The organism is Burkholderia sp. Ax-1724 (assembly GCF_011752995.1).
GTDB lineage: Bacteria > Pseudomonadota > Gammaproteobacteria > Burkholderiales > Burkholderiaceae > Paraburkholderia.
Genome location: NZ_VWWL01000004.1, coordinates 1 through 26,411 on the forward strand (window position 1 = coordinate 1; position 26,411 = coordinate 26,411).

At 62.1% G+C, this 26,411-nt stretch carries 27 protein-coding genes; 11 read left to right on the forward strand and 16 right to left on the reverse strand.

Annotated features, from left to right (window positions below; all coding sequences use genetic code 11):
* Positions 1–181 precede the first annotated feature (181 nt).
* Positions 182–1,390 (reverse strand): threonine--tRNA ligase, encoded by a 1,209-nt coding sequence (gene thrS / locus F3J19_RS05810; RefSeq protein WP_167038711.1) that lies wholly within the window; start codon positions 1,388–1,390, stop codon positions 182–184.
* A 361-nt stretch (positions 1,391–1,751) separates the two neighbouring features.
* Here thrS and F3J19_RS05815 point away from each other — a divergent pair, with 361 nt between their 5' ends.
* Together F3J19_RS05815 and F3J19_RS05820 are read left to right on the forward strand one after the other, a co-directional pair.
* Entirely contained in the window at positions 1,752–2,249 is a 498-nt protein-coding gene (locus F3J19_RS05815; RefSeq protein WP_167038713.1) for a GNAT family N-acetyltransferase, read from the forward strand.
* A 40-nt stretch (positions 2,250–2,289) separates the two neighbouring features.
* Positions 2,290–2,619 carry a low molecular weight protein tyrosine phosphatase family protein gene (locus F3J19_RS05820; RefSeq protein ID WP_167038715.1) on the forward strand — a complete coding sequence of 110 codons (330 nt, stop codon included), beginning with the start codon at positions 2,290–2,292 and terminating at the stop codon, positions 2,617–2,619.
* 32 nt (positions 2,620–2,651) lie between these two features.
* On the opposite strand, the gene F3J19_RS05825 is transcribed toward F3J19_RS05820, so the two are convergent.
* The 3 genes from F3J19_RS05825 to F3J19_RS05835 all read right to left on the reverse strand — a co-directional run bounded on the left by F3J19_RS05825 (position 2,652) and on the right by F3J19_RS05835 (position 5,776).
* Positions 2,652–3,242, reverse strand: a complete 591-nt coding sequence (locus tag F3J19_RS05825; protein ID WP_167038717.1) for a flavin reductase family protein — start codon at positions 3,240–3,242, stop codon at positions 2,652–2,654.
* A gap of 216 nt (positions 3,243–3,458) precedes the next feature.
* On the reverse strand, positions 3,459–3,791 hold the full coding sequence (locus tag F3J19_RS05830; RefSeq protein ID WP_167038719.1) for a hypothetical protein: 333 nt from the start codon (positions 3,789–3,791) through the stop codon (positions 3,459–3,461).
* Between the two features lie 215 nt (positions 3,792–4,006).
* Positions 4,007–5,776: a PLP-dependent aminotransferase family protein gene (locus tag F3J19_RS05835; RefSeq protein WP_167038721.1), complete on the reverse strand. Its 1,770-nt coding sequence runs from the start codon at positions 5,774–5,776 to the stop codon at positions 4,007–4,009.
* Positions 5,777–5,886: 110 nt separating this feature from the next.
* Here F3J19_RS05835 and F3J19_RS05840 point away from each other — a divergent pair, with 110 nt between their 5' ends.
* The 3 genes from F3J19_RS05840 to F3J19_RS05850 all read left to right on the forward strand — a co-directional run bounded on the left by F3J19_RS05840 (position 5,887) and on the right by F3J19_RS05850 (position 9,568).
* Positions 5,887–6,624: a GNAT family protein gene (locus F3J19_RS05840; RefSeq protein ID WP_167038722.1), complete on the forward strand. Its 738-nt coding sequence runs from the start codon at positions 5,887–5,889 to the stop codon at positions 6,622–6,624.
* A gap of 348 nt (positions 6,625–6,972) precedes the next feature.
* A complete protein-coding gene (locus tag F3J19_RS05845) occupies positions 6,973–9,165 on the forward strand; it encodes a GNAT family N-acetyltransferase (protein ID WP_167038724.1) in 2,193 nt (730 codons plus the stop codon).
* Positions 9,131–9,568, forward strand: a complete 438-nt coding sequence (locus F3J19_RS05850; protein ID WP_167038726.1) for a transcriptional regulator — start codon at positions 9,131–9,133, stop codon at positions 9,566–9,568. Before F3J19_RS05845 ends, F3J19_RS05850 begins: the two co-directional genes overlap by 35 nt.
* 16 nt (positions 9,569–9,584) lie before the next feature.
* On the opposite strand, the gene F3J19_RS05855 is transcribed toward F3J19_RS05850, so the two are convergent.
* Positions 9,585–10,451: a LysR family transcriptional regulator gene (locus F3J19_RS05855; protein ID WP_167038728.1), complete on the reverse strand. Its 867-nt coding sequence runs from the start codon at positions 10,449–10,451 to the stop codon at positions 9,585–9,587.
* Positions 10,452–10,609: 158 nt separating this feature from the next.
* Here F3J19_RS05855 and F3J19_RS05860 point away from each other — a divergent pair, with 158 nt between their 5' ends.
* Positions 10,610–11,554 carry an AEC family transporter gene (locus tag F3J19_RS05860; RefSeq protein WP_167038730.1) on the forward strand — a complete coding sequence of 315 codons (945 nt, stop codon included), beginning with the start codon at positions 10,610–10,612 and terminating at the stop codon, positions 11,552–11,554.
* A 13-nt stretch (positions 11,555–11,567) separates the two neighbouring features.
* On the opposite strand, the gene F3J19_RS05865 is transcribed toward F3J19_RS05860, so the two are convergent.
* Complete coding sequence (locus F3J19_RS05865; RefSeq protein WP_167038732.1) at positions 11,568–12,023, reverse strand: VOC family protein; 456 nt, start codon at positions 12,021–12,023, stop codon at positions 11,568–11,570.
* A gap of 181 nt (positions 12,024–12,204) precedes the next feature.
* Entirely contained in the window at positions 12,205–13,299 is a 1,095-nt protein-coding gene (locus tag F3J19_RS05870) for a porin (RefSeq protein WP_167038734.1), read from the reverse strand.
* Between the two features lie 290 nt (positions 13,300–13,589).
* Between F3J19_RS05870 and F3J19_RS05875 the strand changes: the two genes are divergently transcribed.
* Both F3J19_RS05875 and F3J19_RS05880 read left to right on the forward strand, forming a co-directional pair.
* Positions 13,590–14,564 (forward strand): zinc-binding alcohol dehydrogenase family protein, encoded by a 975-nt coding sequence (locus F3J19_RS05875; protein WP_167038736.1) that lies wholly within the window; start codon positions 13,590–13,592, stop codon positions 14,562–14,564.
* 42 nt (positions 14,565–14,606) lie between these two features.
* Entirely contained in the window at positions 14,607–14,783 is a 177-nt protein-coding gene (locus F3J19_RS05880) for a DUF1427 family protein (RefSeq protein WP_167038738.1), read from the forward strand.
* Positions 14,784–15,028: 245 nt separating this feature from the next.
* Here the strand turns inward: F3J19_RS05880 and F3J19_RS05885 are convergent, their stop codons facing one another.
* The 4 genes from F3J19_RS05885 to F3J19_RS05900 all read right to left on the reverse strand — a co-directional run bounded on the left by F3J19_RS05885 (position 15,029) and on the right by F3J19_RS05900 (position 17,735).
* Positions 15,029–16,303 (reverse strand): RNA polymerase sigma factor, encoded by a 1,275-nt coding sequence (locus F3J19_RS05885; RefSeq protein WP_167038740.1) that lies wholly within the window; start codon positions 16,301–16,303, stop codon positions 15,029–15,031.
* Positions 16,304–16,320: 17 nt separating this feature from the next.
* The gene (locus F3J19_RS05890) at positions 16,321–16,734 is read right to left on the reverse strand and encodes a VOC family protein (protein WP_167038742.1); all 414 of its coding nucleotides are present in this window, start codon (positions 16,732–16,734) and stop codon (positions 16,321–16,323) included.
* A gap of 48 nt (positions 16,735–16,782) precedes the next feature.
* Positions 16,783–17,196: a YciI family protein gene (locus F3J19_RS05895; RefSeq protein ID WP_167038744.1), complete on the reverse strand. Its 414-nt coding sequence runs from the start codon at positions 17,194–17,196 to the stop codon at positions 16,783–16,785.
* A 185-nt stretch (positions 17,197–17,381) separates the two neighbouring features.
* The gene (locus tag F3J19_RS05900; RefSeq protein ID WP_167038746.1) at positions 17,382–17,735 is read right to left on the reverse strand and encodes a YciI family protein; all 354 of its coding nucleotides are present in this window, start codon (positions 17,733–17,735) and stop codon (positions 17,382–17,384) included.
* A gap of 435 nt (positions 17,736–18,170) precedes the next feature.
* On the opposite strand from F3J19_RS05900, the gene F3J19_RS05905 reads away from it, so the two are divergent.
* A complete protein-coding gene (locus F3J19_RS05905; protein ID WP_167038748.1) occupies positions 18,171–20,132 on the forward strand; it encodes a carboxypeptidase-like regulatory domain-containing protein in 1,962 nt (653 codons plus the stop codon).
* A 126-nt stretch (positions 20,133–20,258) separates the two neighbouring features.
* Here F3J19_RS05905 and F3J19_RS05910 read toward each other — a convergent pair whose 3' ends face one another.
* On the reverse strand, positions 20,259–20,729 hold the full coding sequence (locus F3J19_RS05910; protein ID WP_167038750.1) for a hypothetical protein: 471 nt from the start codon (positions 20,727–20,729) through the stop codon (positions 20,259–20,261).
* Between the two features lie 1,065 nt (positions 20,730–21,794).
* Here F3J19_RS05910 and F3J19_RS05915 point away from each other — a divergent pair.
* Both F3J19_RS05915 and F3J19_RS05920 read left to right on the forward strand, forming a co-directional pair.
* Complete coding sequence (locus tag F3J19_RS05915) at positions 21,795–22,280, forward strand: GNAT family N-acetyltransferase (protein WP_167038752.1); 486 nt, start codon at positions 21,795–21,797, stop codon at positions 22,278–22,280.
* Between the two features lie 24 nt (positions 22,281–22,304).
* A complete protein-coding gene (locus tag F3J19_RS05920; protein WP_167038754.1) occupies positions 22,305–22,667 on the forward strand; it encodes a DOPA 4,5-dioxygenase family protein in 363 nt (120 codons plus the stop codon).
* Between the two features lie 89 nt (positions 22,668–22,756).
* On the opposite strand, the gene F3J19_RS05925 is transcribed toward F3J19_RS05920, so the two are convergent.
* The 4 genes from F3J19_RS05925 to F3J19_RS05940 all read right to left on the reverse strand — a co-directional run bounded on the left by F3J19_RS05925 (position 22,757) and on the right by F3J19_RS05940 (position 26,270).
* Positions 22,757–23,074: a high-potential iron-sulfur protein gene (locus tag F3J19_RS05925; RefSeq protein WP_167038756.1), complete on the reverse strand. Its 318-nt coding sequence runs from the start codon at positions 23,072–23,074 to the stop codon at positions 22,757–22,759.
* A 214-nt stretch (positions 23,075–23,288) separates the two neighbouring features.
* A complete protein-coding gene (locus F3J19_RS05930; RefSeq protein WP_167038758.1) occupies positions 23,289–24,212 on the reverse strand; it encodes a hypothetical protein in 924 nt (307 codons plus the stop codon).
* A gap of 101 nt (positions 24,213–24,313) precedes the next feature.
* Positions 24,314–25,138, reverse strand: a complete 825-nt coding sequence (locus F3J19_RS05935; RefSeq protein WP_167038760.1) for a hypothetical protein — start codon at positions 25,136–25,138, stop codon at positions 24,314–24,316.
* A 1-nt stretch (position 25,139) separates the two neighbouring features.
* Positions 25,140–26,270: a hypothetical protein gene (locus F3J19_RS05940; RefSeq protein ID WP_167038762.1), complete on the reverse strand. Its 1,131-nt coding sequence runs from the start codon at positions 26,268–26,270 to the stop codon at positions 25,140–25,142.
* Positions 26,271–26,411 lie beyond the last annotated feature (141 nt).

Genomic DNA, 26,411 nt, shown 5'->3' on the forward strand with positions numbered 1-26,411 from the left:
CTGGGGACGCGCCGCTCATGATTGGAAGTCGGCCATGAACCAGTTCGCGATTCTTTATGAGGATCGATTCGTTCGACCATCCGTGTGAATTTCAACCCGCCTTGAACACGGAAATTCTGACACTCCCTGATAGTTGAGTTCGCAAACATGCCATTATTATTAACCTCTGACTTCCTGACCACTACTTCCTCCCTAAAGGCACCACCCCCATCCCCCTCAAACACTCCACCCCCTCCCCCACCGCAAACACCTCCCTCCTCCCATCCCGCCACCGAACACTCATCGTCCGATCCCGCTCATCACGCGACCCCACCACCACCAAAACCGGCACCCTCATCCCCCGCGCATCCACGATCTTCTTCTCCAACCGCTCCGGCCGTCCATCGAGTACCGCCCGCACGCCCACATCTTCAAGCGCGCGCAAAACCTCCTCCGCATACCCCAAACTCGCATCGCTAATCGTCGCAACTGCAACCTGCTCTGGCGCCAACCAAACCGGCAACCATCCTTCATCATGCTCGAGCAGCATCGCAATGAACCGCTCCATACTGCCGAGTACCGCGTGATGAATCATCACAGGCCGCTCGCGTTCATTGCGCTCATTGACGAACTCCGCATCGAGCCGCTCAGGCAACACGAAATCGAGCTGGATCGTGCCGCATTGCCAACTGCGCGCGCGGCTATCCGTCAAATGAAATTCGAGTTTCGGCCCGTAAAAAGCGCCCTCTCCTTCGAGTACATCGAATTCGAGTCCCGCCGCTCGCGCGGCATTCGCCAACGCTTCTTCCGCGCGATCCCACGTCTGCTCGCTGCCGGCACGCGACGCGGGCCGCGTCGCCAATACAACCTTGAACTCCGGGAAGCCGAGATCCGCGTACACCTCGCGCAATAGCGCGCAGAAGTGCCCCACTTCCGCCTCGATATGCGCGGCCGCGCAGAACACATGCGCATCGTCCTGCACGAACGCGCGCGTGCGCTTCAAACCTTCGAGCGCCCCCGAGGGCTCATCGCGATGACACGCGCCGAACTCGCTATAGCGCACCGGCAACTCGCGATACGAACGCACGCGCTGATTGAAAACCTGCACATGGCACGGACAACTCATCGGTTTCAGACAGAGCGCGCGCCCTTCTTCGGCATCGGCGAGCGAATACATCGCGCCGCCGAACTTCTCCCAGTGGCCGCTCTTTTCCCACAGCGAGCGCGCCAGCAATTGCGGCGTGCGAATCTCGCGAAAGCCCGCGCGACGCATGCGTGCCCGCACATAATCTTCAAGCACGCGATATAGCGTCCAGCCGCGCGGGTGCCAGAAAACCATTCCGGCGCCTTCTTCTTGTTGATGAAAAAGATCGAGCTTATTGCCAAGTACACGATGGTCGATGTCGTTCACGGTCATGCTCCGTCGGTTCGAATGTCGCGATTACCACGAGGGATGCCGCAAACGGAGAGACCCGAAACGCCAAAGGCCCCGTCCGTTTCCGGCGGGGCCTTTGGGGATTTGCCACTGCTGCTCTGCTTCCGTACTTCCTGCTAGCGCGCGCAATCTCCAGACGACCCGCCTGTGAAGGTGGTCGTCGTGGTGGTGACGGCTGAAAGGAGAAGAGAGTGGAAGTTCATGGAGCAACAGTAAACGAATTCGATCCGGTACGTCAATCGTCATGGCCAGCGCAATCACGACACACTCGCCACAACGACACATTAAACGCTACGATGTACCCACGATCCCTCAAACAACTCATCGAGCCCCAACCTTGACCATCCAGATCCGCCCCGCCACCGCCGCCGACGCCGCCCTGATCCTTCGCTTCATCACCGAACTCGCAGTGTACGAGAAAGCCGAGCACGAAGTCGTCGCCACCGTCAAAGACATCGAAACGAGCCTGTTTTCCGCGGGTGTTCCCGCCAAAGCGCTCATCTGCGAAATGAATGGCGAGCCTGTCGGCTTTTGCGTGTACTTCTTTTCGTATTCGACATGGCTCGGGAAGCAGGGGCTTTATCTCGAAGACCTCTACGTGTCGCCGGCATCGCGCGGCAGCGGCGCGGGCAAACAGATGCTGCGTCATCTCGCGCAGATCGCCTGCGATACCGGCTGCGGCCGTTTCGAATGGAGCGTGCTCGACTGGAACGAGCCGGCCATCGGCTTCTACAAGTCGATCGGCGCGGCCCCGCAAAGCGAATGGGTACGTTACCGTCTCGCGGGAGATGCGCTCAAGGCATTCGCCGAGGGCGACGTCGAGACGAATACATAAGCCGCATGCGCTTCGCTATTGCTGAGCACTCGCTGCCATCGTGATACGCGCGTTGTTTGTCTGCGGCAAGAACCGTCTGCGCAGTCCGACTGCGGAGCAGGTGTTCGCCAGTTGGCCTGGTGTCGAAACGGATTCGGCGGGTCTCGCCGCCGATGCCGATGTACTGCTTTCGCCCGAGCAGTTGCGCTGGGCCGACGTCGTCTTCGTGATGGAAAAGACGCATCGCGCGCGGCTCGCGGCGAAATTTCGCGCGTGCCTGAACGGCAAAAAAGTGGTTTGCCTCGATATCCCCGATCACTATGCGCTCATGCAGCCCGAACTCGTCGCGCTGCTCGAACAGAAGGCGGGGAAGTTTCTGCGCGCGAAATAGGCGGCCTCACCTCAGCGAGCCGCCTCGCGCGCTCACTCCGGCAGCGCCGACGCCGCGCTCACCGGCGTCACTTCGAACGCATCGCCAGTCGCGAAGAACGTGCCGCCCGCCACGTAGTGACAGGTACGCAGGTCGGGATCGTCGCCGAAATGCCAGCGGTTGTTCGAGTACACGCGGCTGTCCGCATACGCGGCCACCACTTCGCCGATGATCAGATCGTGCCGCTGGCTATCGTCGGGAATCACCTTGCATTCCATCCACGTGATGCAGCCGGCCAGCATCGGCACGTCGATCTTTTGCGCGGGAAAGGTTGCGAGGCCGAACGCGGAAAACTTGTCGAGTTCGGTGCCCGCGTTCGTGCCGACCGCAAGCGTTTGCGCGGCGAATCCGCGGCTCGGCAGTTGCAGGCCGAATACGCCGCTCGCTTCGATCAATTGGCGCGTCAGCGTGCGGCTATCCACCACGACCACCACCTTCGGCGGATTGAAATCGAGCGGCATCGCCCACGACGCCGCCATGACGTTCGAGCGGCCGCCGTGCGCGCTCGTGATGATCGTGACCGGTCCGTGATTGAGCAGTTGTGTGGCGCGCGGCAGGTCGACGGGGTTTCGGGTGGCATTCATGCTTGAGGGGCTTGGGGTATGCGTCGGAGGACTGAAGGGAATTGTAGCGGCGCGGGTGATGCGGGTGCGAGCGCGGTGACGGCGTGGCGGTGTGCGGTGCGTGCGTTCATCGGCGGCGCGGGGGTGTGCCGCCGATGAACGTCGAACGTTCCATGATGCGTGGCCCTCGCCGCTTCGCTGGTTCATACACGCGGCGAAACACCGAGGCTCGCACGCTCAATGCGGCGCCTTCCCATTCGGCAGCGCATCGAGCGGCTTGTGCTGCTCGTCCCCGAGCCCGGGGAAGAACACATTCCACGCGGCGCGCACGCCTTCGGCCGCGGCAACCTCGGCGCCGATCGATTCGGCTGCGCCATCGGCCGCTTTCGAAGGATCGGCGGACAGCCCGCGCCAGTGCGTGAACACGAGCAACGGCTTCTCGGTCCAGATGCCGTTGCCGAATTTGGCAAACGCCGTGTCGCCGCTCGTCAACCGCACCTCGTACCACCCTTCGCGGACGGGGCTATGGTCGGCAAGCTCAAACCACGGGGTCGGTTCGATTTCCTTCATGTCGTCTCCGGTCGGATAGAACGTCAAAGATAAGCATAACCAGGGCATTCTTGATACCTATGCCCGTGGCGACTCGCGATGTGCCGCGCGCGATGTTGCGGCGCGGCAGGCCGTGGGCCGGACGTGGCATGCGGGGCGGGGACATCGACATGGCAGACCCGCCGCGCATAAGCAACACGATAGCGCGACATGGGCCGCGCGGACAGACGTAAAACTTACGGACGCGAAGGGGTGGCCCGGCGGGGTTTGGGCTTCGCTTTTGAGCCCGCTTTGGGCTTTGCTTCAAGCCTCGCATTGGGCCCGGCCTCTGGCCTCGCTTTGGGCCCGGCTTCCGGCGTCACCTTAACGCGCGATTTCGACACGCCTTGCCCCGCACTTCCAGCCGTACTTTTAACGGCACGTTTCGCCATCCCTTTCGCCACCGTTCGCGCCGCTTCCACCGACTCGACCTCAACCGCCTCAGCTTCAATCTCCCCGGCCAACTCTGCCAGCACCCGAATCGCAGGCCCCAACTGCTCGGCAGGCGTATCGCCGTACCCGATCACGATTCCATTCGTGTCTTCGGAGGCATGCAACGCAAAACCCGACAGCGCCCGCGGATTGAGCCCTTCGGCCCGCGCGCGCTCGACGAGCGTCCGATCGCACAACCGCGCCGGCAAACGCAGCGTCAGATGCATACCGCAATCGCCACCGAGAATCTGCGCCGGCGCGGCATGCGGCGCCGCTTGGGCAACGGCATAGGCCTCGGCATCCACCGCAAAACGCGACACGAAATGCACGGCAAGCGCATCGCGCAACGCCTGCTGCCGCTCGCGATACAAGCGCCGCATGCGTCCGAGATGCCGTCCGAACTCGCCGCTCCCGATGAAATGCGCAAGCGCCAGTTGCTCCAGCCGATGCCCGCCGCGCAGCATCTCCTGCAACGCGACGGCGGTCTCGTCGGCAATCGTGCGCGGCAGCACCACGAAGCCGATCCGCAGCGCCGGAAACATCGTCTTGCTGAACGAGCCGACATAGAGCACCGGCGCGTCGTCGAGCAGGCCCTGCATGCTCGCGATCGGCTCGCCCGTGTGCCGGAATTCGCCGTCGTAGTCGTCTTCGATGATCCACGCGCCGCAGCGCCGTGCCTGCGCGATCAGCTCCAGCCGCCGCGCCACCGACAGCACCGCCCCGGTCGGATACTGATGCGCAGGCGACGTGTAGACGAGCTTCGGCGGATGCGCGCCCCACGCGTCGGCGGGCACGGCCATGCCTTCGCCATCGACGGGAATCGGCACCGTGCGCAGATCGCCGAGATTGAAGGCGGCCTTCGCGCCGCGATAACCGGGGTCTTCGACCCACGCGACGTCGCCGGGATTCGTGAAGAGGCGCACGCACAGGTTCAGCGCCTCTTGCGCGCCCTCGGTAATGACGACCTGCGTGCCATCGCAACGCACGCCGCGCGCGACGCGCAGATGCGCGGCAATCGCGTCGCGCAGCGCCGGTTCGCCGGCCGGCGAGCCGTAGCCGAGCGCGAGCGGCAACGAGCGCTCCATCGCACGTTCGAGCGCGCGCCGCCACGCGGCGAGCGGAAAGCGGTCGAGCGCGGGCGTGCCGGGCGTCAGCGCATAGCTGTCTTCGGTGGGCGCGCGCGTCGCCGCGAACTGGCCGACACGCGCCGCGTAGGCGACCTCGGACGCGGCGGAACGCAGCGGTGCCGCGCCGCGCGCGGCAAGGTTCGACAGCCGGCTCACGCGCGTGCCCTTGCGGTCGGCAAACACGTAGCCGACCGCGGCCAGATGCTCGTAGGCGATCACGACCGTGTTGCGCGACACGCCCATTTCGGTCGCAAGCAAACGCGACGAAGGCAGCAGCGAGCCGGCCGGCAAACGGCCCGTGAGAATCGCCTGTTGCAAACGCTCGATCAACTGCTTTTGCAGCGACGCCGGTTTGGCCGTGCCCTCGGCGTTCGTCGCATGAACAAGCGGACCTATGATTTCGATCATCGTTGGCTGGACCTATCGAATAAGCGCGTGATGGCTCTTTTGAACATGCCACGTTTGCCGTATCGTACTCCATCATCGACGACTCATTTCATCCGACAAGGAGAGCAGACATGGAACCGAGACTCAACGCGTTCGCGCAGCCGATCGGCGCGCCCGTACCGGGCTGGCAAGGCGCGCAGCCCCCGCGCCGCGAACCGCTGGCGGGCCGCTATTGCCGCATCGAACCGGTCGACGTCGAACGTCACGCAGCGGACCTGTTCGACGCCTACAGCTCGGCCGCCGATAGCCGCGACTGGACCTATCTCGCGGTCGGTCCGTTCGACAGTCTCGCCGGGTATCGCGAGCACCTGACGCGCATGGCGGCGTCGGCGGACCCGCGCCATTACGCGCTGATCGATCTCGCGACCGGCAAAGCCGTCGGCACGTTCGCGCTGATGCGCATCGACCCGGCGAACGGCGTGATCGAAGTCGGCCACGTCACGTACTCGCCGCGCGTGAAGCGCACGCGCGTCGCCACCGAAGCGATGTTCCTGCTGATGAGCGAAGTGTTCGACACGCTCGGCTACCGGCGCTTCGAATGGAAATGCGATTCGCTGAACGAACCGTCGCGCGCGGCCGCGTTGCGCTATGGATTTACGTTCGAGGGCATCTTCCGCCAGGCGATCGTGTATCGCGAACGCAATCGCGATACGGCGTGGTTTTCGATCCTCGACAAGGAATGGCCGCAGTTGCGTACGTGTTATACGCGCTGGCTCGAAGCCGGCAACTTCGATGCGCAGGGGCAGCAGGTTGCACGGCTCGCGGATCTGATTGCGCAGCAGCGGGCGGTGGGTGGGAAGGACGCTTGATGGTGCGTGGTGGGTGGAGTGAACGGCAACGCTTGGCAGGGTAGGGGCGCGCTGCCGACCACTGCACTAAAAGCGCTGCTTTTCGACACGAAGACAAGGTCTCTTACTCCATTTTCAGCACGGATATTTATAAGATAGTTCTTCGCTTAATCCTCATTTAATCATTACGCATTTTCTATAACTCTCATTATTAAGATTGCCTAAACAGTGCTATCTTTACACCTTCCTTTTCTGAACGCTGTCCAAAGACAGCTCAATTCAACCTGACCGCAATAGCCGTCTGTCTGCAGTCGAGTCGCAGCGGGCACAGTACGCTTGCGGCGTCTCGCTGTGAGGCTTAGTAACGGGATGTTTGCCGGAAACCGCTCCATCAGGATTCTCGATCGTTATCACGAAGTCGCGCCATTTGTTCCAGCCGTCAATCAGGCCGCGGACAGCGACAAACATGCTCTTGGATTTTTCCCTTCCAGCATGTTCGAAGACTTTGCTCGAAAAGAACAACTGCTTGTCGCCGTCAAATGTGATAACGAATGCCTCGTGTATGCAGGTCACCTGCTATTCGAAGCAAGGCATCCCAAAGGACATGTGCGGCAGATGTTCGTTGCCCCGCCGTTCAGAAAGCAACGCATTGCGGCCCGTCTGCTCGATCACCTCAAACAGTACCTGACAGACCACGCCTTTATTTCCATCTACGCGCGAGTCGCCGAGGACCTGGTCCACGCGAACCGGTTCTGGGAAAGCCAGGGTTTTTACATTCAACGCATCGAGAAAGGCGGAGAAACGAAAAACCGAACGATCCTGGTTCGCAGCCATGAACTCGACACCCCGCAGTTATTCGCACCAAGCGGCCTCAATGCCGCCGATCCGCTTGGCCTCAGTTCGACCTATACGCCCGAGGTTCCGCTTTTTCTGCTGGACCTGAACGTACTATTCGATCTCGGCCCGCGCAGACGCCGAAATGAGGAAATTCTGGATCTTTTCAGAATGGAAAGATCGGGCTCCTGCCGACTTGCGCTCAGCACGGAAATCTCGAACGAACTGACCCGTACGGCAAGCGTCGGCGTGACAGACCCCATGCAGGCGTATGCACGCATCTTCCCGTCCTTTCCAACGCCGACCTCGGAGGAATGGGAAGCGCTCGCGCCCGGCCTCGCGTCCATCGTCTTTCCAGAGCGTCACGCAACCGGTGCGCTCAGCAGCAATGACATATCCGATCTGCGACATTTGGCTACGGCGATTCAGCACAGGCTGACAGGGCTCGTCACGAACGATAATTCGATACTCAACGCTGCCGTCAAACTCAATGAGAAGTACAGAATTCAGGTTATTTCTCCGCGTGCGTTCAAGGACCTGCATGCTGGAGAGTCAGGGGAAGAAGTCTTCGAAACCCGGACTGGTAGCTCGCTCGCGATTGCCCCTATTGGTCGGGCCGAAGAAATTGCCGTTCACCAGCTTCTGCTGCGGCTTGGAATCTCTGGCTCGGCAATCGTCACGGAATGGGCAGTTGTCGATTCGAACGAGCATGTCTCCAATCGTTATGGCGTATTCTGCGAGGACGTCCTGATCGGCTATCTCGCCTGGCCAAGAACGGTAACGCCCAACGCGCTCATCGCGCACCTGGCTGTGGACAAGGAACAGCCCGAGGCAGGCAATGCGGCTCGCCTCATGCTCGGTTACCTGATCGAACAGGCAACAGCCGGAAACACTTCGCAGATCAGATTGATCTTTCCGCCAGAGCAGGCACAAATACGCGAAATCGCCTCGGTGCTTGGGTTTGGCGGGTTGCCGGGCGATGCCTCGCTGACCAAGCTGGCTTTGGGCGGCATCATCACCGAGTCGAATTGGGTCGAGCGTATAAACGGTATTTTTCTCGCGAGCCGAGTGCGCCTACCTGAAACACCGCCCAGGTTTCGGGACATCGATCAACAGATCCGCTTGCTCAGACCCGACGGCAATGCGGGACATCTCTCGTTGATGGCATTGGAAACCTCTCTTTCACCTGTGCTGTTTTGTCTGCCTGGGCGCCCGGCGGTCATTACACCGGTTCGGCACAGCTTTGCCGAACATCTTTTAGCGCACTCTCCGCAGAAAAGCTTGTTGCCTAACGCACGAGCCAAGCTCTACAAAGAGCGACACTATTTAAGCAGTGCGACCACGCTCAAGCGATTCAAGCGTGGTAACCTCATCCTGTTCTATGAATCCGAAAAAGATCGAGGTCTAGGCGCAATAGTCGCGATCGCGCGCGTCCAGCACGCCTATCTGAAGTCCCAGGAAGCAATGGAACATACGGACCTCGATCCATCCGTTCTGGACTCCACGGGACTCGAAGCAATCGGTCGATCCGACGTAAAAACGGTGACCGTCTTTGACAATATTGTTATCCTTGAACGCCCGGTGCCGCGCTCGACACTCCAGCGTTTGGGCTGCGGCAGTCCAAACCATCTTCTGACAACCCGTGCAATCGACAACACTCAGCTCCACGGAATCCTCGACGAAGGATTTACCCATGGAACATCCGGAACACGTGCTGATCTCGCTTGAAGAACGACACGCCGAGAACATATTTGCAGGCACCAAACACGTCGAACTCCGGCGGCGAGCAATGAACGTCAAGGCGGGGACGTTCGTATGGATTTACGTCAAACTGCCGGTTGGCCGCGTTGTCGGTTATGCACGGGTAAGCGCCGCCCATTCGCTTGCGCCTGCCACTCTATGGCGGCGGTTCGCCAACGTGTGCGGTATTACCCGGCGCGAATTTTTCGAATATTTCGACGGCGTAACCAAGGGCTTTGCTTTAGGCCTGCATGATCCGCAGAGACTGGCCGGCACGGTGTCGTTGACGGAGCTCCGGGAAGTTTCGGCCGGTTTTCATCCCCCGCAGTTCTTTGTCCGTATGGCGCCCGGTAGCCCCCTGCTTCGCGTAATTGAGAATAAGCGGGTGTAAGCGAGTCGCCCGCTCCTCACGCCATCTCCAGAAACCTCACCAGACACGGATTACGATTCGCCGGCGACCACGCGAGCACCTGCTCGATCAACGGAGCATCGACGAGCGGCCTGAACACCACGCCAGCCAACTGCGCCTTGCGCATCGACGAAGGCACGAGCGCGACGCCCACGCCTTCGTCGACGAGGCTCAGCACCGTCTGCTGCAACTGCACCTCGAAGCGGATGTCCGGCTCGAAGCCGCCCGAGCGGCAATGGTCGAGAATCGTCGCGCGCAGACTCGGCGCGACTTCTTCCGACGCGAGCACGAACGGCTCGCCCGCCAGCTGCCCGATCTTCAGGCGCCGCGCGCGCGCCCGCGGATGGCTGCGCGCAAGCGCCACGCACAGCGGCTCGCTGAGAATCGTGCGCGTTTCGAGTCCCTTGTCGGGCACGTTCGGAAACATGATCGCCGCATCGATCTGACCGGCGTGCAGTTGCTCGGCCAGGTCGTTCGACACCACTTCGCGCAGCTTCAACTCGACCTCGGGATACGCGGCGCCGAACGTGCGCGCGTAGCCAGGCACGACGCTATACGCCGAGCACATCGTGAAGCCGATCGCGAGCTTGCCGGCCTCGCCGTGCGCGGCGGCCTGGGCATTGCTAACCGCCTGCTCCACCGAGGCGAGAATCGCGAGCGCGTCGGCATAAAAGCGCTCGCCGGCAGCAGTCAACGTGACGCTGCGCGGGTTGCGCTCGATCAGCTTCACGCCGAGGCTCGCCTCCAGCGCCGCGAGTTGCCGGCTCAACGGCGGTTGCGACAGATTCAGACGCGCCGCGGCACGGCCGAAATGACGCGTTTCGGCGAGCGTCACGAAGTAGCGCAACGGCTTGATGTCGATCACGATACCCTCGCGGATTAACGATGCAGAAAAGGTATTGCTGAAGCTCGAAAACAGTATTGGATTGTATCAACGTAAACCACTACGCTGGCGGATCGCCCCATTTGCCGTACCCATTCACCGTCGCTCGCCCGGCACTTTTCGCACGATTTTTTACACCGATGTTAGCCACTCTCGAGATTCTGCTTCCCGTTTTCGGCCTGATTTTCGCGGGCTTCGCGTGCCGCCGGCGCGGCGTGCTCGGACCGCACTCCGCTTCCGAACTGAATCGATTCGTGGTGTGGCTCGCGCTGCCGGCGCTGCTCTTCAACACGATGGCGCACGCGACCTGGCAGCAGCTTTATCAGCCGGCCTTCGTCGCGACGTTTTCGATTGCCTGCGTGGCCGTGTTCGTGCTGATCCTCGCGATACGCCTGCTGAAGGGCCGGCATCTCGCCGACGCGAGTGTCGACGCAATTGCGGCCTCGTATCCGAACACCGGCTATATCGGCTTTCCACTCGGCGTGATCGCGTTCGGCCAGGCGAGCCTCACGCCGACCACGATCGCGACGATCCTCGTCGCGTGCGTGCTGTTTGCGTTCGCGATCGTGCTGATCGAAATCGGCCTGCAAACCGAGCGCACGCCGCACAAGCTCGGCCTCAAGGTGCTGCGCTCGCTCGCGCGCAATCCGCTGATCGTCTCGCCGATCGCCGGCGTGCTGTTCGCGAGCCTGCACATCGCAATGCCCGCGAGCGCGGACACGTTCCTGAAGCTGCTCGCCGGCGCGGCGAGCCCGTGCGCGCTCGTGAGCCTCGGCCTCTTTCTCGCCGAAAAACGTCCGTCCGACGCCGGCGCGGGCAGCGTCTCGCTGTGGCTGACCGGCGCCAAGCTGATCGGCCAGCCCGCGCTGACGTGGTGGCTCGCGGCGCGCGTGTTCGAGCTCCCGCCGATGCTGGTCGAAATGGCGGTCGTGCTCGCCGCCTTGCCGACCGGCACCGGGCCGTTCATGCTCGCGGAGTTCTACGAACGTGAAGCGCACATCACGTCGCGCACGATTCTGCTTTCGACGGTGGGCTCGGTGGTGACGTTGTCGCTACTGCTGGCGTTGATGGGACATCGCACCTGAGCGGCGCGCGAAATCAGACTTCCGGCGGCGCGGAGCGTAGTTCCGCAACGGGCGTGCTCATCAGGCCAACGGCAACCCCATCAGGGTCTTCGACGACGGCATATCGCGCCCCCCAGAATGCGTCATAAGGTGCCTGAAGTCCGGTGTAACCGGCGCTGGTCAGATCGGCATACGTGGTGTCGACCGCATCGCGCGATGGGAGCTTGAAGCCGACAACGACTTTGCCGCGGAGATCCTGGCGCCCCTGCCAACCGCTATTCCAGATCCGGGCAAAGCCCACACTGTCGAGATCGAAATCGATTGCCGCATTCCCGTCCTCTCCAACGCCAACGTGATGAGCCCCGCTTGCAGTGCGCCAAACGCGCTGCTCCGGGATATCGACACCTAGCCGACGATAAAACGCGATCGACGCTTCAACATCGCCGCTTACGATGTTGATCTGGTCCAACGTAACATGTTGACGGTTCATTCCCAGTACTCCCAAAGAGTCCGCTTGCGAGTGAGCATAATGTACGGCTGTTGGCGGACCACTTCAAGCATCGCCCTGGCGAGTCCGGTGCGTGAGCAAGGTGTCGTGATGAAATGAAAAAGCCTGCAACCCGGTGAGGATTGCAGGCTTTTTCTATAACTACGCCGACTACGCCAAAAAGTTAGAACGACGTGCGAATACCGACGCGCGCCACCGCCTGGTTCTTCGACGACGATTCGGCATTGTCGCCGATCGCCGCGAACACGTCGTGCCCCGAGGCTTTCTGATAGACGCCCTGCGCGTACAGGTCGGTACGCTTCGAGAGCCGATAGTCGGCCATCAGGCCAAACTGATTGCGGTGCGGCGAATTGTGGATGCCCAAATAAGAAATCGACTCGTCGGTGTAAAGATACATCGCGGCGACATACCATGCGGCCGTGATGTTGTACTTCGCGTTGAATTCGAAGTTGTCGAACTTCACGGTGCTGACGGGCACAGTCGGACGATCGACGATATCGGTGTGCGTGTACACGAGGCCGAGCACCGCGGGTCCGATCGAATAGTTCGCGCCGACGCCCGCGACGCGCTGCTCTGCCGACAGATACGGCGAGCCGACGACGGCGCCGCTCGAGTTGGCACTCGCGCCGTCGATGTCCAGATACGCGGCGGCGACCGACAGCGGCCCGTTCAGATAGCGCGCGCCGAGGCTCCAGGCGCGGTTGTCGGCGAAGGCGCCTGCCTGATTACTGAATCCATACAGGCCGCCGAACTGCAATCCCGCGTAATCGGCGCTGCTGTATTTCACCGCATTGTTGATACGGAACGATTCGTTGACGTTGTCGGCATCGAACGGATGCGAGAACAGCGTGCCGCCCCAAGCGCCCGCGGCGGTGAGCGGCGAGACGTAGTCGACGATCGAATCGTATTGCCGCCCGAACGTCAGCGTGCCGAAGCGGTTCGACGCGAGGCCGAGATAGGCCTGACGGCCGAACAATTGTCCGTTCGGCAATGCGCTGCCGTTGTTGATGCTGAAACCGTTTTCGAGTTGAAAGACCGCGCTGAGACCGCCGCCGAGGTCCTCTCTTCCTTTCAGTCCCCAGCGATTGCCGAGTTGCTGGGTGCCGCTCACCAAAGCGTAGGCGGAGTGGCCTCCGATGTTGCTGACGTATTCGAGCCCTTCGTCGATGGAGCCGTAGAGTGCGACGCTGCTCTGCGCATAGGCGCCGCTCGTCAGCAAGCCAAGTGCGGATAAGAAGAGGCCTTTCGCCAAGTTCATTTTTTTCCCCGTGCGCCCTGAATACCGCGTTTTTTAAGTACCTTTTGATGACTCGCGATTCTAGGGTGGGAAGCTTTCGCCAAGATTTCAGGTGTTGTTATTGAGTGTTTTGAACAACGGTCATTTAGCGGACATCGCTTTGCCCCGATAACCGGTTAGCCGGACCCGGCTGCGCCAACCCGCGTCTTGTCCGAAATTCGAAAACCCTTGTCCTGATGCCTTTGCCTGCGTCACTTAGACTAGGCTCCATTCGCTGCACGACGCAGCGCAAACAACCGGAGCAACGCACGATGAAAGCGATCCAGTTCAAATCCTTTGGCAACCCTGAAGTGCTCGAATACGTCGATCTGCCGACGCCGCAGGCCGATGCGCAGCACGCGGTCGTGCGTGCCATGGCGGCCTCGGTCAATCCGAGCGACGTAAAGAACGTGTCGGGACACTTCGAACACACGGCCCTGCCGCGCATACCCGGTCGCGACTTCAGCGGCGTGGTCGTGGATGGCCCGCAGGACTGGCTCGGCGCCGAGGTGTGGGGCACCGGCGGCGACATCGGCTTCACGCGCGACGGCACGCATGCCGAGTTCATCGAGGTGCCGCTCGCGGCGTTGTCGCGCAAGCCTGCCACGCTGAGTCACGCGCAAGCGGCGGCGATCGGCGTGAACTTCGTGGTCGCGTGGCTCGGCACCGTCGAATACGCGCGCGTGCAGGCCGGCGAAACGATTGCCGTGATCGGCGCGGGCGGCGGCGTCGGCGGTGCGGTCGTGCAGATTGCGAAGGCACGCGGCGCGCGCGTGATCGCGCTCGACCGTCGTCCGCTCGATGCGAATACGCCAGCTGGCCGCCTCATCGACGCCTACGTGCCGTTCGACGAACGCGCCACCGAACGCCTGTGCGAACTGACCGGCGGCGCGGGCGCAGACGTGGTCTACGACACGGTTGGCGGCGTCGCGTTCGAAACCGCGCTGAGTCTCGCGAAACGGCGCGGCCGCGTGCTCGAAATCAGCGGCACGGGCAAGCGCCGAGTCGAATTCGATCTGATCGATTTCTATCACAACGAGACACAATTGCTCGGTGTGGACAGCGCGAAGCTCGGCGTCGCGGAATCGGCGCCGCTGATGACGGCGCTCGTCGAAGGCTTCGAAAACGGCAAGCTGAGCGCTCCCGCCATCGCGCAGGAATTCCCGCTCGAACGCGCGCGCGAAGCGTATGAAGCGGTCGCAAGCGGCACGCGCGGCCGCGTCGTGATTCGCATGAACGAGCACTGACGAACCGCTCGCCCCGCCAACCTTCGCATAGGTACCCGAACCATGAAAGCGTATTTGATCTCGCTCGCCGCCGGTGTGCTGGTCGGGCTGCTCTACAGCGTGCTCGACGTGAAATCGCCCGCGCCGCCGACCGTCGCGCTCGTCGGACTGCTCGGCATGCTCGGTGGCGAACATCTGCTTCCGCTCGTGCGGACGTGGCTCGCGTCGGGTCTGCATTGAAGCGACAGCGCACGCCGGTCGTCACACGCTAAGATTGAGGCCAGCGGACCCGCGCGCCGCCCGGCGACGACCAGCAAAGCGTCGCCTCGGAGAACGGGCGGCAATGGATGCGTTGAGGCCGGCACACTTAGCACGCTTGTTGCTGTACGGGTTGCCGTATTTGCGGCAACGTACGTTGCGCGGTAAGCGCGAAGCAAGCTGCCTTGCAGCGGCGCGCGCTTCAATACATGAGCGTCAAATAAGCTTCAATTCGCCAGCCCGCGCGCACGGTCGAGCAGCAACTCACGCTCGCGCGCATTGCGCGTCATCGCGGCCGCGCGCTCGAACTCGGCGCGCGCTTCGTCGATGCGGCCGAGCTTGACGAGCAGATCGCCGCGCACGCTCGGCAGCCAGTGATAATTCGCGAGCGCCGCATCGGCGGCAAGCGCATCGGCAATCTCGAGGCCGGCCGCCGCGCCGAACGCCATCCCCACCGCCACCGCGCGGTTCAACTCGACCACCGGCGACGGCGCAACCTGCGCCAACGCATCGTAGAGCGCGACGATCCGCGCCCAGTCGGTCTCCTCGGCGCGCCGCGCGCGCGCATGACACGCGGCGAGCGCGGCCTGCAACGCGTACGGCCCGCTCGCGCCGCCGAGCGCATGCGCGTTCTCCAGCGCAGCGAGTCCGCGGCGGATCAGCAGCGGGTCCCAGCGGCTGCGATCCTGATCGAGCAGCAGCACGGGACGCCCCTGCGCATCGGTGCGCGCGCGCATGCGCGAGGCCTGAATCTCCATCAGCGCGACGAGGCCATGTACCTCGCTTTCGCCGGGCACGAGCCCGCTCAACACGCGGCCGAGCCGCAGCGCTTCCTCGCATAGCGCGGGACGCATCCAGTCGTCGCCGGCCGTGGCCGAATAGCCTTCGTTGAAGATCAGATAGATCACCTGCAGCACCGACGCAAGGCGCACCGCGCGCGCGTCGGCCTGCGGCACTTCGAACGGCACGCGTGCCGCCGACAGCGTGCGCTTCGCGCGCACGATCCGCTGCGCGATGGTCGGCTCGGGCACGAGAAAGCCGCGCGCGATTTCCTCGGTAGTGAGGCCGCCGAGCAGGCGCAGCGTGAGCGCGACGCGCGCATCGGTCGAGAGCACCGGATGGCACGCGGTGAAGATGAGCCGCAGCAGATCGTCGCCGATGTCGTCGGCGCGCGCGGCATCGAGCGCATCGACGAAATCGGGCACCACGTGCGCCTCGAACGCGTCGAGGTCGTGGCCCAGCTCCTCGCGCTTGCGCGCATGCAGCGCGTCCTGGCGCAAGCGGTCGAGCGCGCGGTTTTTCGCGGTCGTCATCAGCCAGGCTCCGGGATTGTCGGGCACGCCCGCGTCCGGCCAATGTTCGAGCGCGGCCACCAGCGCATCCTGCGCGAGTTCCTCGGCCAGCCCGACGTCGCGCACGATCCGCGCGACGTGCGCGATGACCTTCGCGGCCTCGATGCGCCACACAGCTTCGATCGCACGATGGGTGGCCTGTATCGTCACGGACTTCGCCTCAAGCCTTAGGCCGCTGCCGGTGGCTGCGCGTTCGGGTCCATGTACGCGAGTTCCCATATATGGCCGTCGAGGTCCTCGAAGCCGTGCCCGTACATGAAGCCGTGGTCCTGCGGCGCGCGCGGCGCGGTGCCGCCCGCGGCCAGCGCCTTCGCGACGAGCGCGTCCACTTCCGCGCGGCTCTCGCACGACAGGCACACGAGCACCTCGGTGCCTGTCTTCGGATCGGCAAGCGGTTTGTGCGTGAAATCCTTGAACATGTTCTTGACGAGCAGCATCGCGAAGATGTTCTCGCCGAGAACCAGACACGCGGCCTGCTCATTGGAAAAGCGCGGTTCGAAGCTTAAGCCGAGCGCACTGAAAAATGCCTTCGAGCGTTCGAGGTCGTCGACCGCGAGATTGATGTAGATCTGCTTGTGCATGATGGCGTCCAGTCGGTAGTCGGAGAGGCTCGTGCGTTCAGCGGCGTTTCAGCGCCGCTGTGCTTCCAGTTTGCGGAAGTTGTCTATTTCCGGGCCCGGCTCGAAGTCGTCGAGTTCGAACAGTTGCCGCACTTCGATCTCGCCCTCGGCCTGCTCGCCGAACGGCGCGGGAAAACGCCGCGCCCACTCCATCGCTTCCTCGCGCGAGCGCGCCTGGATCAGCGTGTAGCCGGCGATCAGCTCCTTGGTTTCCGCAAACGGCCCGTCGACGACCGTGCGCTGGCCGCCGCTGTAGCGCACGCGCCAGCCTTTCGAACTCGGCTGCAAACCGGTTGCGTCGAGCAGCACGCCGGCCTGGGCCAGCTGTTCGTGGTACGCGCCCATCGCGGCGATCAGCGACGCCTCGGGCATCTCGCCCGCTTCGCTCGCGGCCGTGGCCTTGACCAGGATCATGAATCGCATCGTCGTTGCTCCATTTTTTATGAATGATTGATGTTCTGAGTCGGTCGCGATCCGGCGGCGGCCACACCAGGCCCCAAGCCCCAGGCCGTCCGGGTTCTCTCCTTATTCACACGACGAGCCATGCGCGGCCCGATCGACATCCGCGACAGGGCCCCAGGGAAAGTACTTAAAAGATGCGCGTGCGGCTACTTGAAGCACGGCCCGAGCTGGCGGACCTCGACCGTGCACCACGCGGCGGCCGGGCAGGCCTCGGCGATCGCCAATGCCTCTTCGCGCGTCTCGCAGTCGAGCAGAAAGAAGCCGCCGATCATTTCCTTCGCCTCGGCGAACGGACCGTCGACGAGCTTCGGCTGGCCGTCGCGCACCTGCACGCGCACGGCATCGCTCTGCGACGTCAGCGATTCGGCCGCGAGCAGCTTGCCGCGCGCCTTCAGGCCCTCGGCGAACTGCACCATCTGGCCGTAGACTTCGCGGCCCGCGGCTTCGCCACGTTCGGCGCGTTGATTCGGGGGTTCGACGATGAGGAGCATATAGGACATGGCGTTTCCAGTTGTCGTCAGGGGGCGTCGGTGGTCGATGCCGAGCGCCGGCGCATACCACGCGCGCGGCGGCGGCAAACAGGCCAAACCAGTCTAGCAAGCGAGGATGACAGCGGCAAACGCGCGGCAGCGGGCGCGGGGTTGCCCGCTGCCGCGCGTTTGCGCCGAGCTTTTGGGGACACTCCTCCGTACACCCGTACGCCCGTACCCGCAGGCAGCCCATCGACAACCTGATGAGCAGCCCGCACAGCTCATGTGCACACGCGACACGCCGGCGCCGCTTTGAAGTATTCTCCGGGATCGCTCGAACCCGCGCTAAAACGGCTGCTTCACCATCCCGCCGCCAAACCGCATCACCGCGTGACCGCGATTCGCGGCCTCGCCTCATGCACGGGCATCGCGACAAATCGAACAATCCGAGCCTCAGGGGACTTCATGCACCGACCGACCGTGCGCACCGGCATCGCAGCCGCCATCGCCTTTGTCTTTCTTCAACTCGGCGGTTGCGGCGGGGGCGGCGATGCCGGCTCGGGATCGTCGGGCACGCCGCCCGCGACCGCGACCTCGATAAGCGGCACCGTCGCGGCCGGCACTGCGCTCGTCGGCGCCAGCGTCACGCTGATCGACGCGGCCGGCAAGCAGGCCACCGCCACGACCGACACGCAGGGTGCGTACAGCATCGCGGTCAAGGGTATGACCTTGCCGTTTTTCATTATCGCCAGCGCACCGGGCGGCCTTGCCGCGCCGCTCGCATCCGTCGTCGCGCGGCTGCCGGCCGGCAGCGCGCCGGCCGTCGCCAACGTCACCACGCTGACCACCGCGCTCGCCGCGATGCTCACGAGTTCGGGCAACCCGCTCGATCTCGCCGCAAGCGGCGCTCTCGCGAAAGTCACGCTGCCGTCCGTGCAGATCGCCACGATCACACTCGACACGATCCTCGCGAACCTGCTCGCGCAGAACGGCATCCAGATGGCCGGCTTCGATCCGGTCGGCACCGCGTTCACGCCGAATCACACGGGCGCCGATGCGGTGATCGATTCGGTCTCGGTCGTGACGAGCGCCAACGGCGGCTCGTCGCTCGTGTCGAACGCGGCGCCGGGCACGGCCGTCGCGCTCGACAACAAGACCGCGCAGGGCACGGTGCTCGCCGCGTCGCCGGTAGCGGCGAACTATCTGGAGCCGCTCGCGGCGCTGCTTACCGCGTGTGCCGCGAGCGGCACGCTCAACGCGTCGTGCGCGCCCGCCATCGACGCCGCCTACAAGGAAAGCGGTTCGACCGATCTTGCGATCGCGCACGGCCTGACGGACGCGGTGCTGACCGGTGCGGTGTTCGGTTCGCCGAAGACGCTCGCCTTTTTCACGCGCAACGGCCAGCAGCTCGCGCTCGTGCAGTTGCCGCTCACGCTGGCGAGCGGCACGCCCGCCGTGCTCTACAGCATCGCGCAGCCACTCGCCACGCCGGTCGCGCTCGCGAACGGCGCGCAGCTCGGCTGGGATTTGATCGGCGATCAATCGTCGTTCGCGGTGGCGATCAAGTCGCAAATCGAGCGCCGCACGTTCCTCGATACGCGCCTGAACGACGTGAACCGCTACGAATCCGGGCTCGACATTTCGATTCCGGCCACCGCGAATCCGAACGTCTATTCGGCGTCGGTCACGGGGCCGGGCCTTGCCGCGCCCGTGTGGCTGATGCCGCGCAGCGCGTCGGGCAGCGGCACGCTCGGTCTTGCCGATAGCACGCTGAGCGCGCCGCCCATTGCGCCCGCGACGACCGCGAGCAACACCTCGCTATACCGCTGGTCGTGGCAATCGCTCTCGTCGACGGCGAACTTCACGCCGCCCGCGTCGAGCGGCGATTATGCGGCGCAAGCGCTCGATGCGGGCAGCGTGCCGCTCTACTCGACCTACACCGTGACGTTCTACGACAAAAACGGCGCGCAGCTCGGGCAAGCGGCGGTCATCAATCCGGGCAGTCCGCTTGGCGCGGCGGCCGGCGGCTCGGTCGCCTGGCCGTCGCTGGTGATGAACGGCGCGACGACACAGTTCCTCACGCCGGGCACGCAACTCGCCGCCGCGCAGTACGCGCTGAGCGTAACGTGGTCGAGCCTCGTCAACGGGATCAATCCCGCGTATCCGGTCACGTCGGCGCAGATTCAGGCGACCGCGCAGACAACAGCGGGTCTGGAAGCCGTGGACGGTTTCTCGGTCGGCCAGCCGAACAACACGACAGTGGGGCAATATCAGACGACGGTCAGCGCGGGCGTGGATGCATCGGGCACACAGAGTTGCACGAACTGCCCGTTCCCGGCGCTGGCCACGGGCGGCTCGCGGCTCATCGATCTTGGCGGCGGACGGGACGGCATCGCGTTCCACGACGTTACGCAGTACAACGACTGACGACCAGGGCTGGATGTGTCTCGTCTTGCGCGCGTTTTTGCCTCACGCGCGCCGAATACGAAAAACGCCCCACGTTGGGGCGTTTTTCGTTTTTCGTATGCTGTGTGTCGGTGTGTTGCCGCTCGCTCAGACCGCTTCGGCGAGCGAATGCACCTGCGCGGACCGCATCAGACGTTCAATCATTTTCGCTTCCGCGTTCGCGATTTCGCTCAGCGAGGCCGCCGACAACTGGCCGTCGAAAATCGCCAGCGCGGTACACAGGCGCGCGTAGTCGTCGTCTTCGAGCGACCAGCGGCCGCTTTCGCGCTCGCGCGCGTCGAGCCGCACCATCGCCGCATGCGCGCTTTCGATGTCGGCAAACGCGTCCTCGCCGAGACCAAGCCGCGCCAGTTCCTGCGATATCAGCAGATGCCGGCTCAGTGTCGTATGCGGGCCGCGCGCGCCATGGCCGCGGCGGAAAGCATCGAGCGCGGCATAAGCTTGCAGCAGCATCGTCTGCGTGACCGGTTCGTGGGCGGTGCGGCTATGGGTCAACGCGCGCAATAACGGGGACATGGCCGACCGGCCGTGCTTGCGAACTCGCGATTTACTGGACATATCGATTCATCCTCCTTCTCACTGCTCCTGCGCGGCCCGATTCCGGCCCGCGCCGGCGGCAAACGCCGCTCTCTCTCATCCGACGCATCTGGCGCCCGTCAGTTCACCACGCAACGCACTATGCGTTGCTGCGTTGCCCGCCATTGCCTGACCGTAGCGCAGAATGCAATGCCCGCATATCGGTTCGAACCCGCCGGAAACAAGTCGAGCAATCCACGATGACGAAAAAAAACCCTGTTCCGCGAGGAACAGGGCTGACAGGATGGAACCGTCGTACATGTGCGTGGAGCCTGCCGACTTCTAACCACCAAACCTGCAAAGCTGTTGCTACGTGTACTGCTACCGCGATGACTGCTGCGTCAAACATTGTTTGAAACATTCGCTTCAACCCGCTACTTTACGGCGACTGCAATTTCTACCGTATGCGCGGGTACTGCTACTGCATACAGCCGGCCCCTCGTTTTTAACTGCGCCTGGCCGCCCCCTGCTGATTCGCGCCTGTTTTTCTGGGTGGATTGCGCGGTGTGTTCACTGCCTCTACTGCGGTGCGTCTACTGCGTACTACCCATGCAACTGCTCACTGCGAACTGCCACTGCCCTGCTGCTCGCCGCGCTCGACTGCCACGGCGTACGGCCATCAACGGTACGGTTCAAACACGACGCAGAGGAAGAGTGCGTCGATGGGCTCGGTGATTTGTCGCTCCATGGAAAACAGTGTAGGCGAGCACATACGGAAGCAATTGCGCGAAGCGAGGGGCATTGGCGGGTTAATTTGCCGAATCGATGTAACAACGGGACTTTGGTCAGACGTAAGTGGAGGGAACGTGCGGGCATTTTTTCTTGTAGCGCTCGCGGTGATACGTTTGCGCCCGCCCGCAAACATCTTCTATCGCCGGAACGCACGCCTCGCGCGTGACGGCTCGTTCGAGCGCCGGATGTCCGCGTTGCATGACAAAGTGGCAAGGCCGGGATGATCGCGTGGTAAAAAGACGCGGCCGGCGCGACAATTCTTATTCGCGCTCCGTGCGCCGAAACGCGCCCGAACGCGCCGAAAAAATTGCCGATATGTCCGCCCGATTCACAGCAGAACGATCCAGCCTGAGCCTGCGTCCCGCGCTCCCCGACGACGAAGCGTTTCTGCTCGCGCTACGCAAGGCCACGATGACCGAGCATCTCGACCGAGCCGGCGAACCGACCGACGCCGACGCCCATCGCGCGCGCCTGCTGCATCGCTACGAGGTGGCGCAGGTGATCTGCATCGACGGCGCGCCTGCGGGTCTGCTCAAGGCGTATCGCAGCGACAACGGATGGTTCGTCGAACAATTGCAGATCGCGCCGGCGTTGCAAGGGCGCGGCATCGGCGGGCAGGTGCTGCGCATCGTGCTGCGCGCCGCCGAGGCCGATGCGCTGCCGGTCACATTGCACGTACTCAAGGGCAATCGCGCGAAACGGCTGTACGAGCGCCTCGGCTTCGAGACCGTCGGCGAGGATAAGACCCAGTTTCACATGCGCCTCGCACCGCGCGCCGCGGCGGAAAGCGAAGCAGAATGAATGTCGGATAAAGACAGGTACAGCATGAACACCGATACGATCTTTCGTGATTCGTCAGCCATCGAAAGCTGGCACGCACACATCTATTTCAACGCGGCAAGCCGCGACGCCGCGTGGACGTTACGCGAGCAGATCGCGGCACACTGGGGCGACAAACTACAGATCGGCCGCTTTCACGAACGGCCGGTCGGTCCGCATCCGATGTGGTCGTATCAGCTCGCGTTCACGCAGGCGCAGTTCGGCGACGTGGTCGGCTGGCTCACGCTCAATCACGGCGCGCTCGACGTGTTTCTGCATCCGAATACCGGCGATGCCTTGCGCGATCATCGTGATGCGGCGGTGTGGATTGGCCGGTCGTATCAACTGGTGTTGAAGGCGTTGATGTAGGCGGGGCACTCGATATCGTTCGAGGAAGGCGGGCGACGCGTTATTGCGTCATGGTGTCATTGCGTTATCGTGCCCGCTTGCATGTTCGCTTACATGTTCGAATACGAGCTACACCAGCCACGCGACGCGACCTGCTTGTCGCCGAACAACGTGCAGCCGCCGTACGTATCCGACGCCTTGCCCTGGAATAGCGAACACGTCGCGCACGATTGCCCGGCCGCGAAGTTCGGGAATTTCGCCTTATCGACTTTCGATGCGTCCTCGGTATAGCCGACCGCCTTCGCTTGCGGATCGGATTCGCTCAGCATATTGGCCGGGCTGGCCGCGAAAGCGGTGCGGGACAGTGCGAGCGCTGAACCCGCGCTGACGCTCAACAAAAGAAAATGACGGCGTGATGTTTTTTTCATTTCCGTATGGCTCTGAATGGGTTTCGGATGGGGACTCGTGTGGGGTAGCGCGGGACCATGTTCGACGCAATTGGCAGGTTCGCGGTCGATCGCGGCGAGCGTTGCGCGGTATGCGTTCGTTGAAGAAGGTAACGACAGACGAATATATATCACGCATGGAGCGAGGCCATGCGGTGGGTTGACTTGGACCCGCTGCTTTTATGGTCGGATCGGATCAGGCCAGTCGTTCCGGGCGATATTCGCCGGACCACATCCAGCGTACTTCGGCAGGTGGCATGTCGAGTCGTAGGTGTGGCTTGAACCTGTCGCCAGCTCGTACCACCGCCTTGCCGACTATTCCGGCTTGCGTCCAGCTTTCCCATAGGCCTGTTTCAGGACACACCATGCCGGTGCGCAAATCCATCATGCCGTACTTCTGGCGCTTGGCGAGGTGGCGTTGTTCCAGTTCTTCGGGTGTCAGATAGTGACGGCTGATGCCGAGGTTACGTAAATCAACGGCCTTTCGTACTTTCGAAAGCTTCGCCTCTCCGCCACCCTGATCTCTCCATTCGCCCAGATAGCCGAGACCCACATACACATCAAAAAGCGAATCTGGCGGCATTGGAAGACGATAGTTGAACCCGAAGAAATTCTCGGGGTAAAACCTTGATGCATCGGCGACTTCGACTGGTACGAAAAAGTCTCCCTGTTCGATGCGTACACCGTCTATCGATTCGCCCCGGACCAGACGGTGCAGACCCAGGCTTTCGAAGCGTTCGTACGGGATGTTTGTGTGAATGTCATCGCTGATCTTGATCGAGAAAGAATCGATACCGGGTTTTCCATCGACCAGCTTGAGCTTGTTGTAGATGAAGTAAATCGACATCACACCTTCCTGGTAATACGCGTATTTAACCAGGTCTATCTGTTCCGACTGATATTGCGGTTTGCCAAGGTGCCGTGTTACGTCATCGAACGTGATTTGCCCTGCGATCCATTGCAGGCCGATTTCTGTGAAGCGCAACAGTTGTTCCTGCTCCCGAGCGGACATGGGTTTGGGAATGTCCTGCAAGTCACTTCCCGTCGCTGAAGGCAGAATGGTCTGCGCTTGAAGAGTCGGGATGCTCATGAACAAAAACACAAGGAACACTGCACTCATTTTCCGCATGCGTGTAAAGCCCGTAATGGCCGGCTTGCATGAAATAGCAACCGGCCATATCTCCACAGTAAAATTGGACACACCGCGATTTATGGATCGGATCAAGCCAACCGCTCCGGGCGATACTCACCGGCCCACATCCAGCACACGTCAGCAGGCGGCATGTCGAGTCGTAGATATGGCTTGAACCTGTCGCCAGCGCGTACCACTGCCTTGCCAACTATTCCGGCTTGCGTCCAGCTTTCCCATAGGCCTGTTTCAGGGCACACCATGCCGGTGCGCAGGTTCATCATGCCGTACTTCTGGCGTTTGGCGAGGTAACGCTGCTCAAGTTGCTCCGGCGTTAAATACCAGCGGGTGATCTTGATACTGCGCAGGTCGCGCGGGTTTTGCAGGCTTCGGAATTCGGGACCGTCGTGTCCGTATTTTCCTTTATATGTCACTGTGACATACACGTCGTATAGGGAATCAGGTGGTAGTAGTTGACGATAGACAAAATCGACAGTGTCGGGGTCACCCCCAATGATTACGCCTCGAGGTGAAAAGTAGGAGCTTCGCTCGTTACGCACACCGTCAATCGACTCTCCTCTGACCACGCGATGCAGGTTCAGCCTGGCCTCATAGCTTTCCTTCGGAATGTCGGTCGTCGTTAGACTGTCAACACCGATCAGGGCCGTCTTGACACTAGGCTGTCCGTCTACGGGATATAACCTGTCGAACATGAATTTGATCGATACGTTATCCCCAAGGAAATAAGTGTAGTCGACTGTGGTAACGCCAGGGTTATCGTATTTCTTCGGTTTTCCGAATCGACGGACTATCTCGTCGAATGAAAGTGTACCTGTTGCCCAGGCCAGCCCGGCTTCGAAGAACGGAAACAGTTGCGCCTGCTCCTGCACGGACATGGGTTTCGGAATGTCCTGCATGTCACTCTCCTTGACTGGCAATGGGCTGCTCTGTGCCCGAAGAATCGGGATGCTCATGAGCAAAGGCATAAGGAGCACTGCACTCATCTTCCGCATGCGTATAAATCCCATAGTGACCGGCTTGCATGAAATAGGCACCTGCCATATCTCCACAATAAAAGGCATCGTTTTCCCAGGGACGGCCGCGGTAGTCCTCTGAGCATCTGTTAGGCTCGGCCACCATGCTGTCGATCATGATCGGAGTGCCGCCGTAACCTGATTTCTGTAGAAGATCGACTGCCAGTTCCCTGACCTTTTCGAATTCACTTTCCAGTGACTGCGTGCTGGACAGATGGCCTGGCGGCCTAACCCTGCCAGTACGCCAGAGATTGAGTACCCAGACATACTGCGCGATGGCTATACGTTTGATACTCGCCAGCATCAAGGGATCGTCAGGTATGGTGGTTTTTCTGGCGAGCTCAACTGCGACAAGTCCATCATCGCTATCTGCGACTACAGCGCCCGGCCACTGATCGATCCGTGTATCCGGGAAATTGTCTGGATGTTGCTGCGCTATCGCGTAGCTCCAGAACCATTGCTGGCAATGTCGCGACTCGTGGTAAATCGTATCGACAAATGCCTTGAGCGTTCTGAAGCGCAGATAGCGTTGACCCGCATCCTCGTCCGCTAACCGGCTTATAAGAATGAGGTCTTTAAGATCATTGAGATACAGGAGCAGACTCCAGTTCGCGGAATCAAAGAAGCCCTGCTCGGAGGCTGAACTTTGCGCTACATCCAGGGAGATTGCCTGAGGTACCGCTTTCCCTGGCATACCCCCAGCCTCCGGTCGATCGGTCATCGCCTTCGTAATGAGCGGCTTTATCGCTTCAATCAGAAAGTCTTGTCCCGATCGGTCAATCGGCCACCTGAGCACCTTCTCCGGCCCCCCTTTCCCAAAGAAAGTATTCCCCCACTGAATCTTCTCGAACAGCGACTCCACCGCAAACGCGTAATCCCTGGCAACCGGAAACATAAGCTTCCCCTTGCGCTCCGGGTCCAGATCAGAAAAGCGCATCCCCCAGCGCTCGGCCGAGCAGAGTGCGTAGGTCGGGATTCTGCCGGCGCTGGTGAGGCCTGGCTGATTGATCTCCACGATATGGTTGCCGACTTTGTGTGTGCGTCTAGCGGGCATTCCTGGCTTTCTCCTGTCAATCGGATTTCGTGCTGACGCCCTTGGCGCGACGGGCGAACCCACAGTATCGAAAGCCCCCACCCCACGGTCTATAGGAATTGG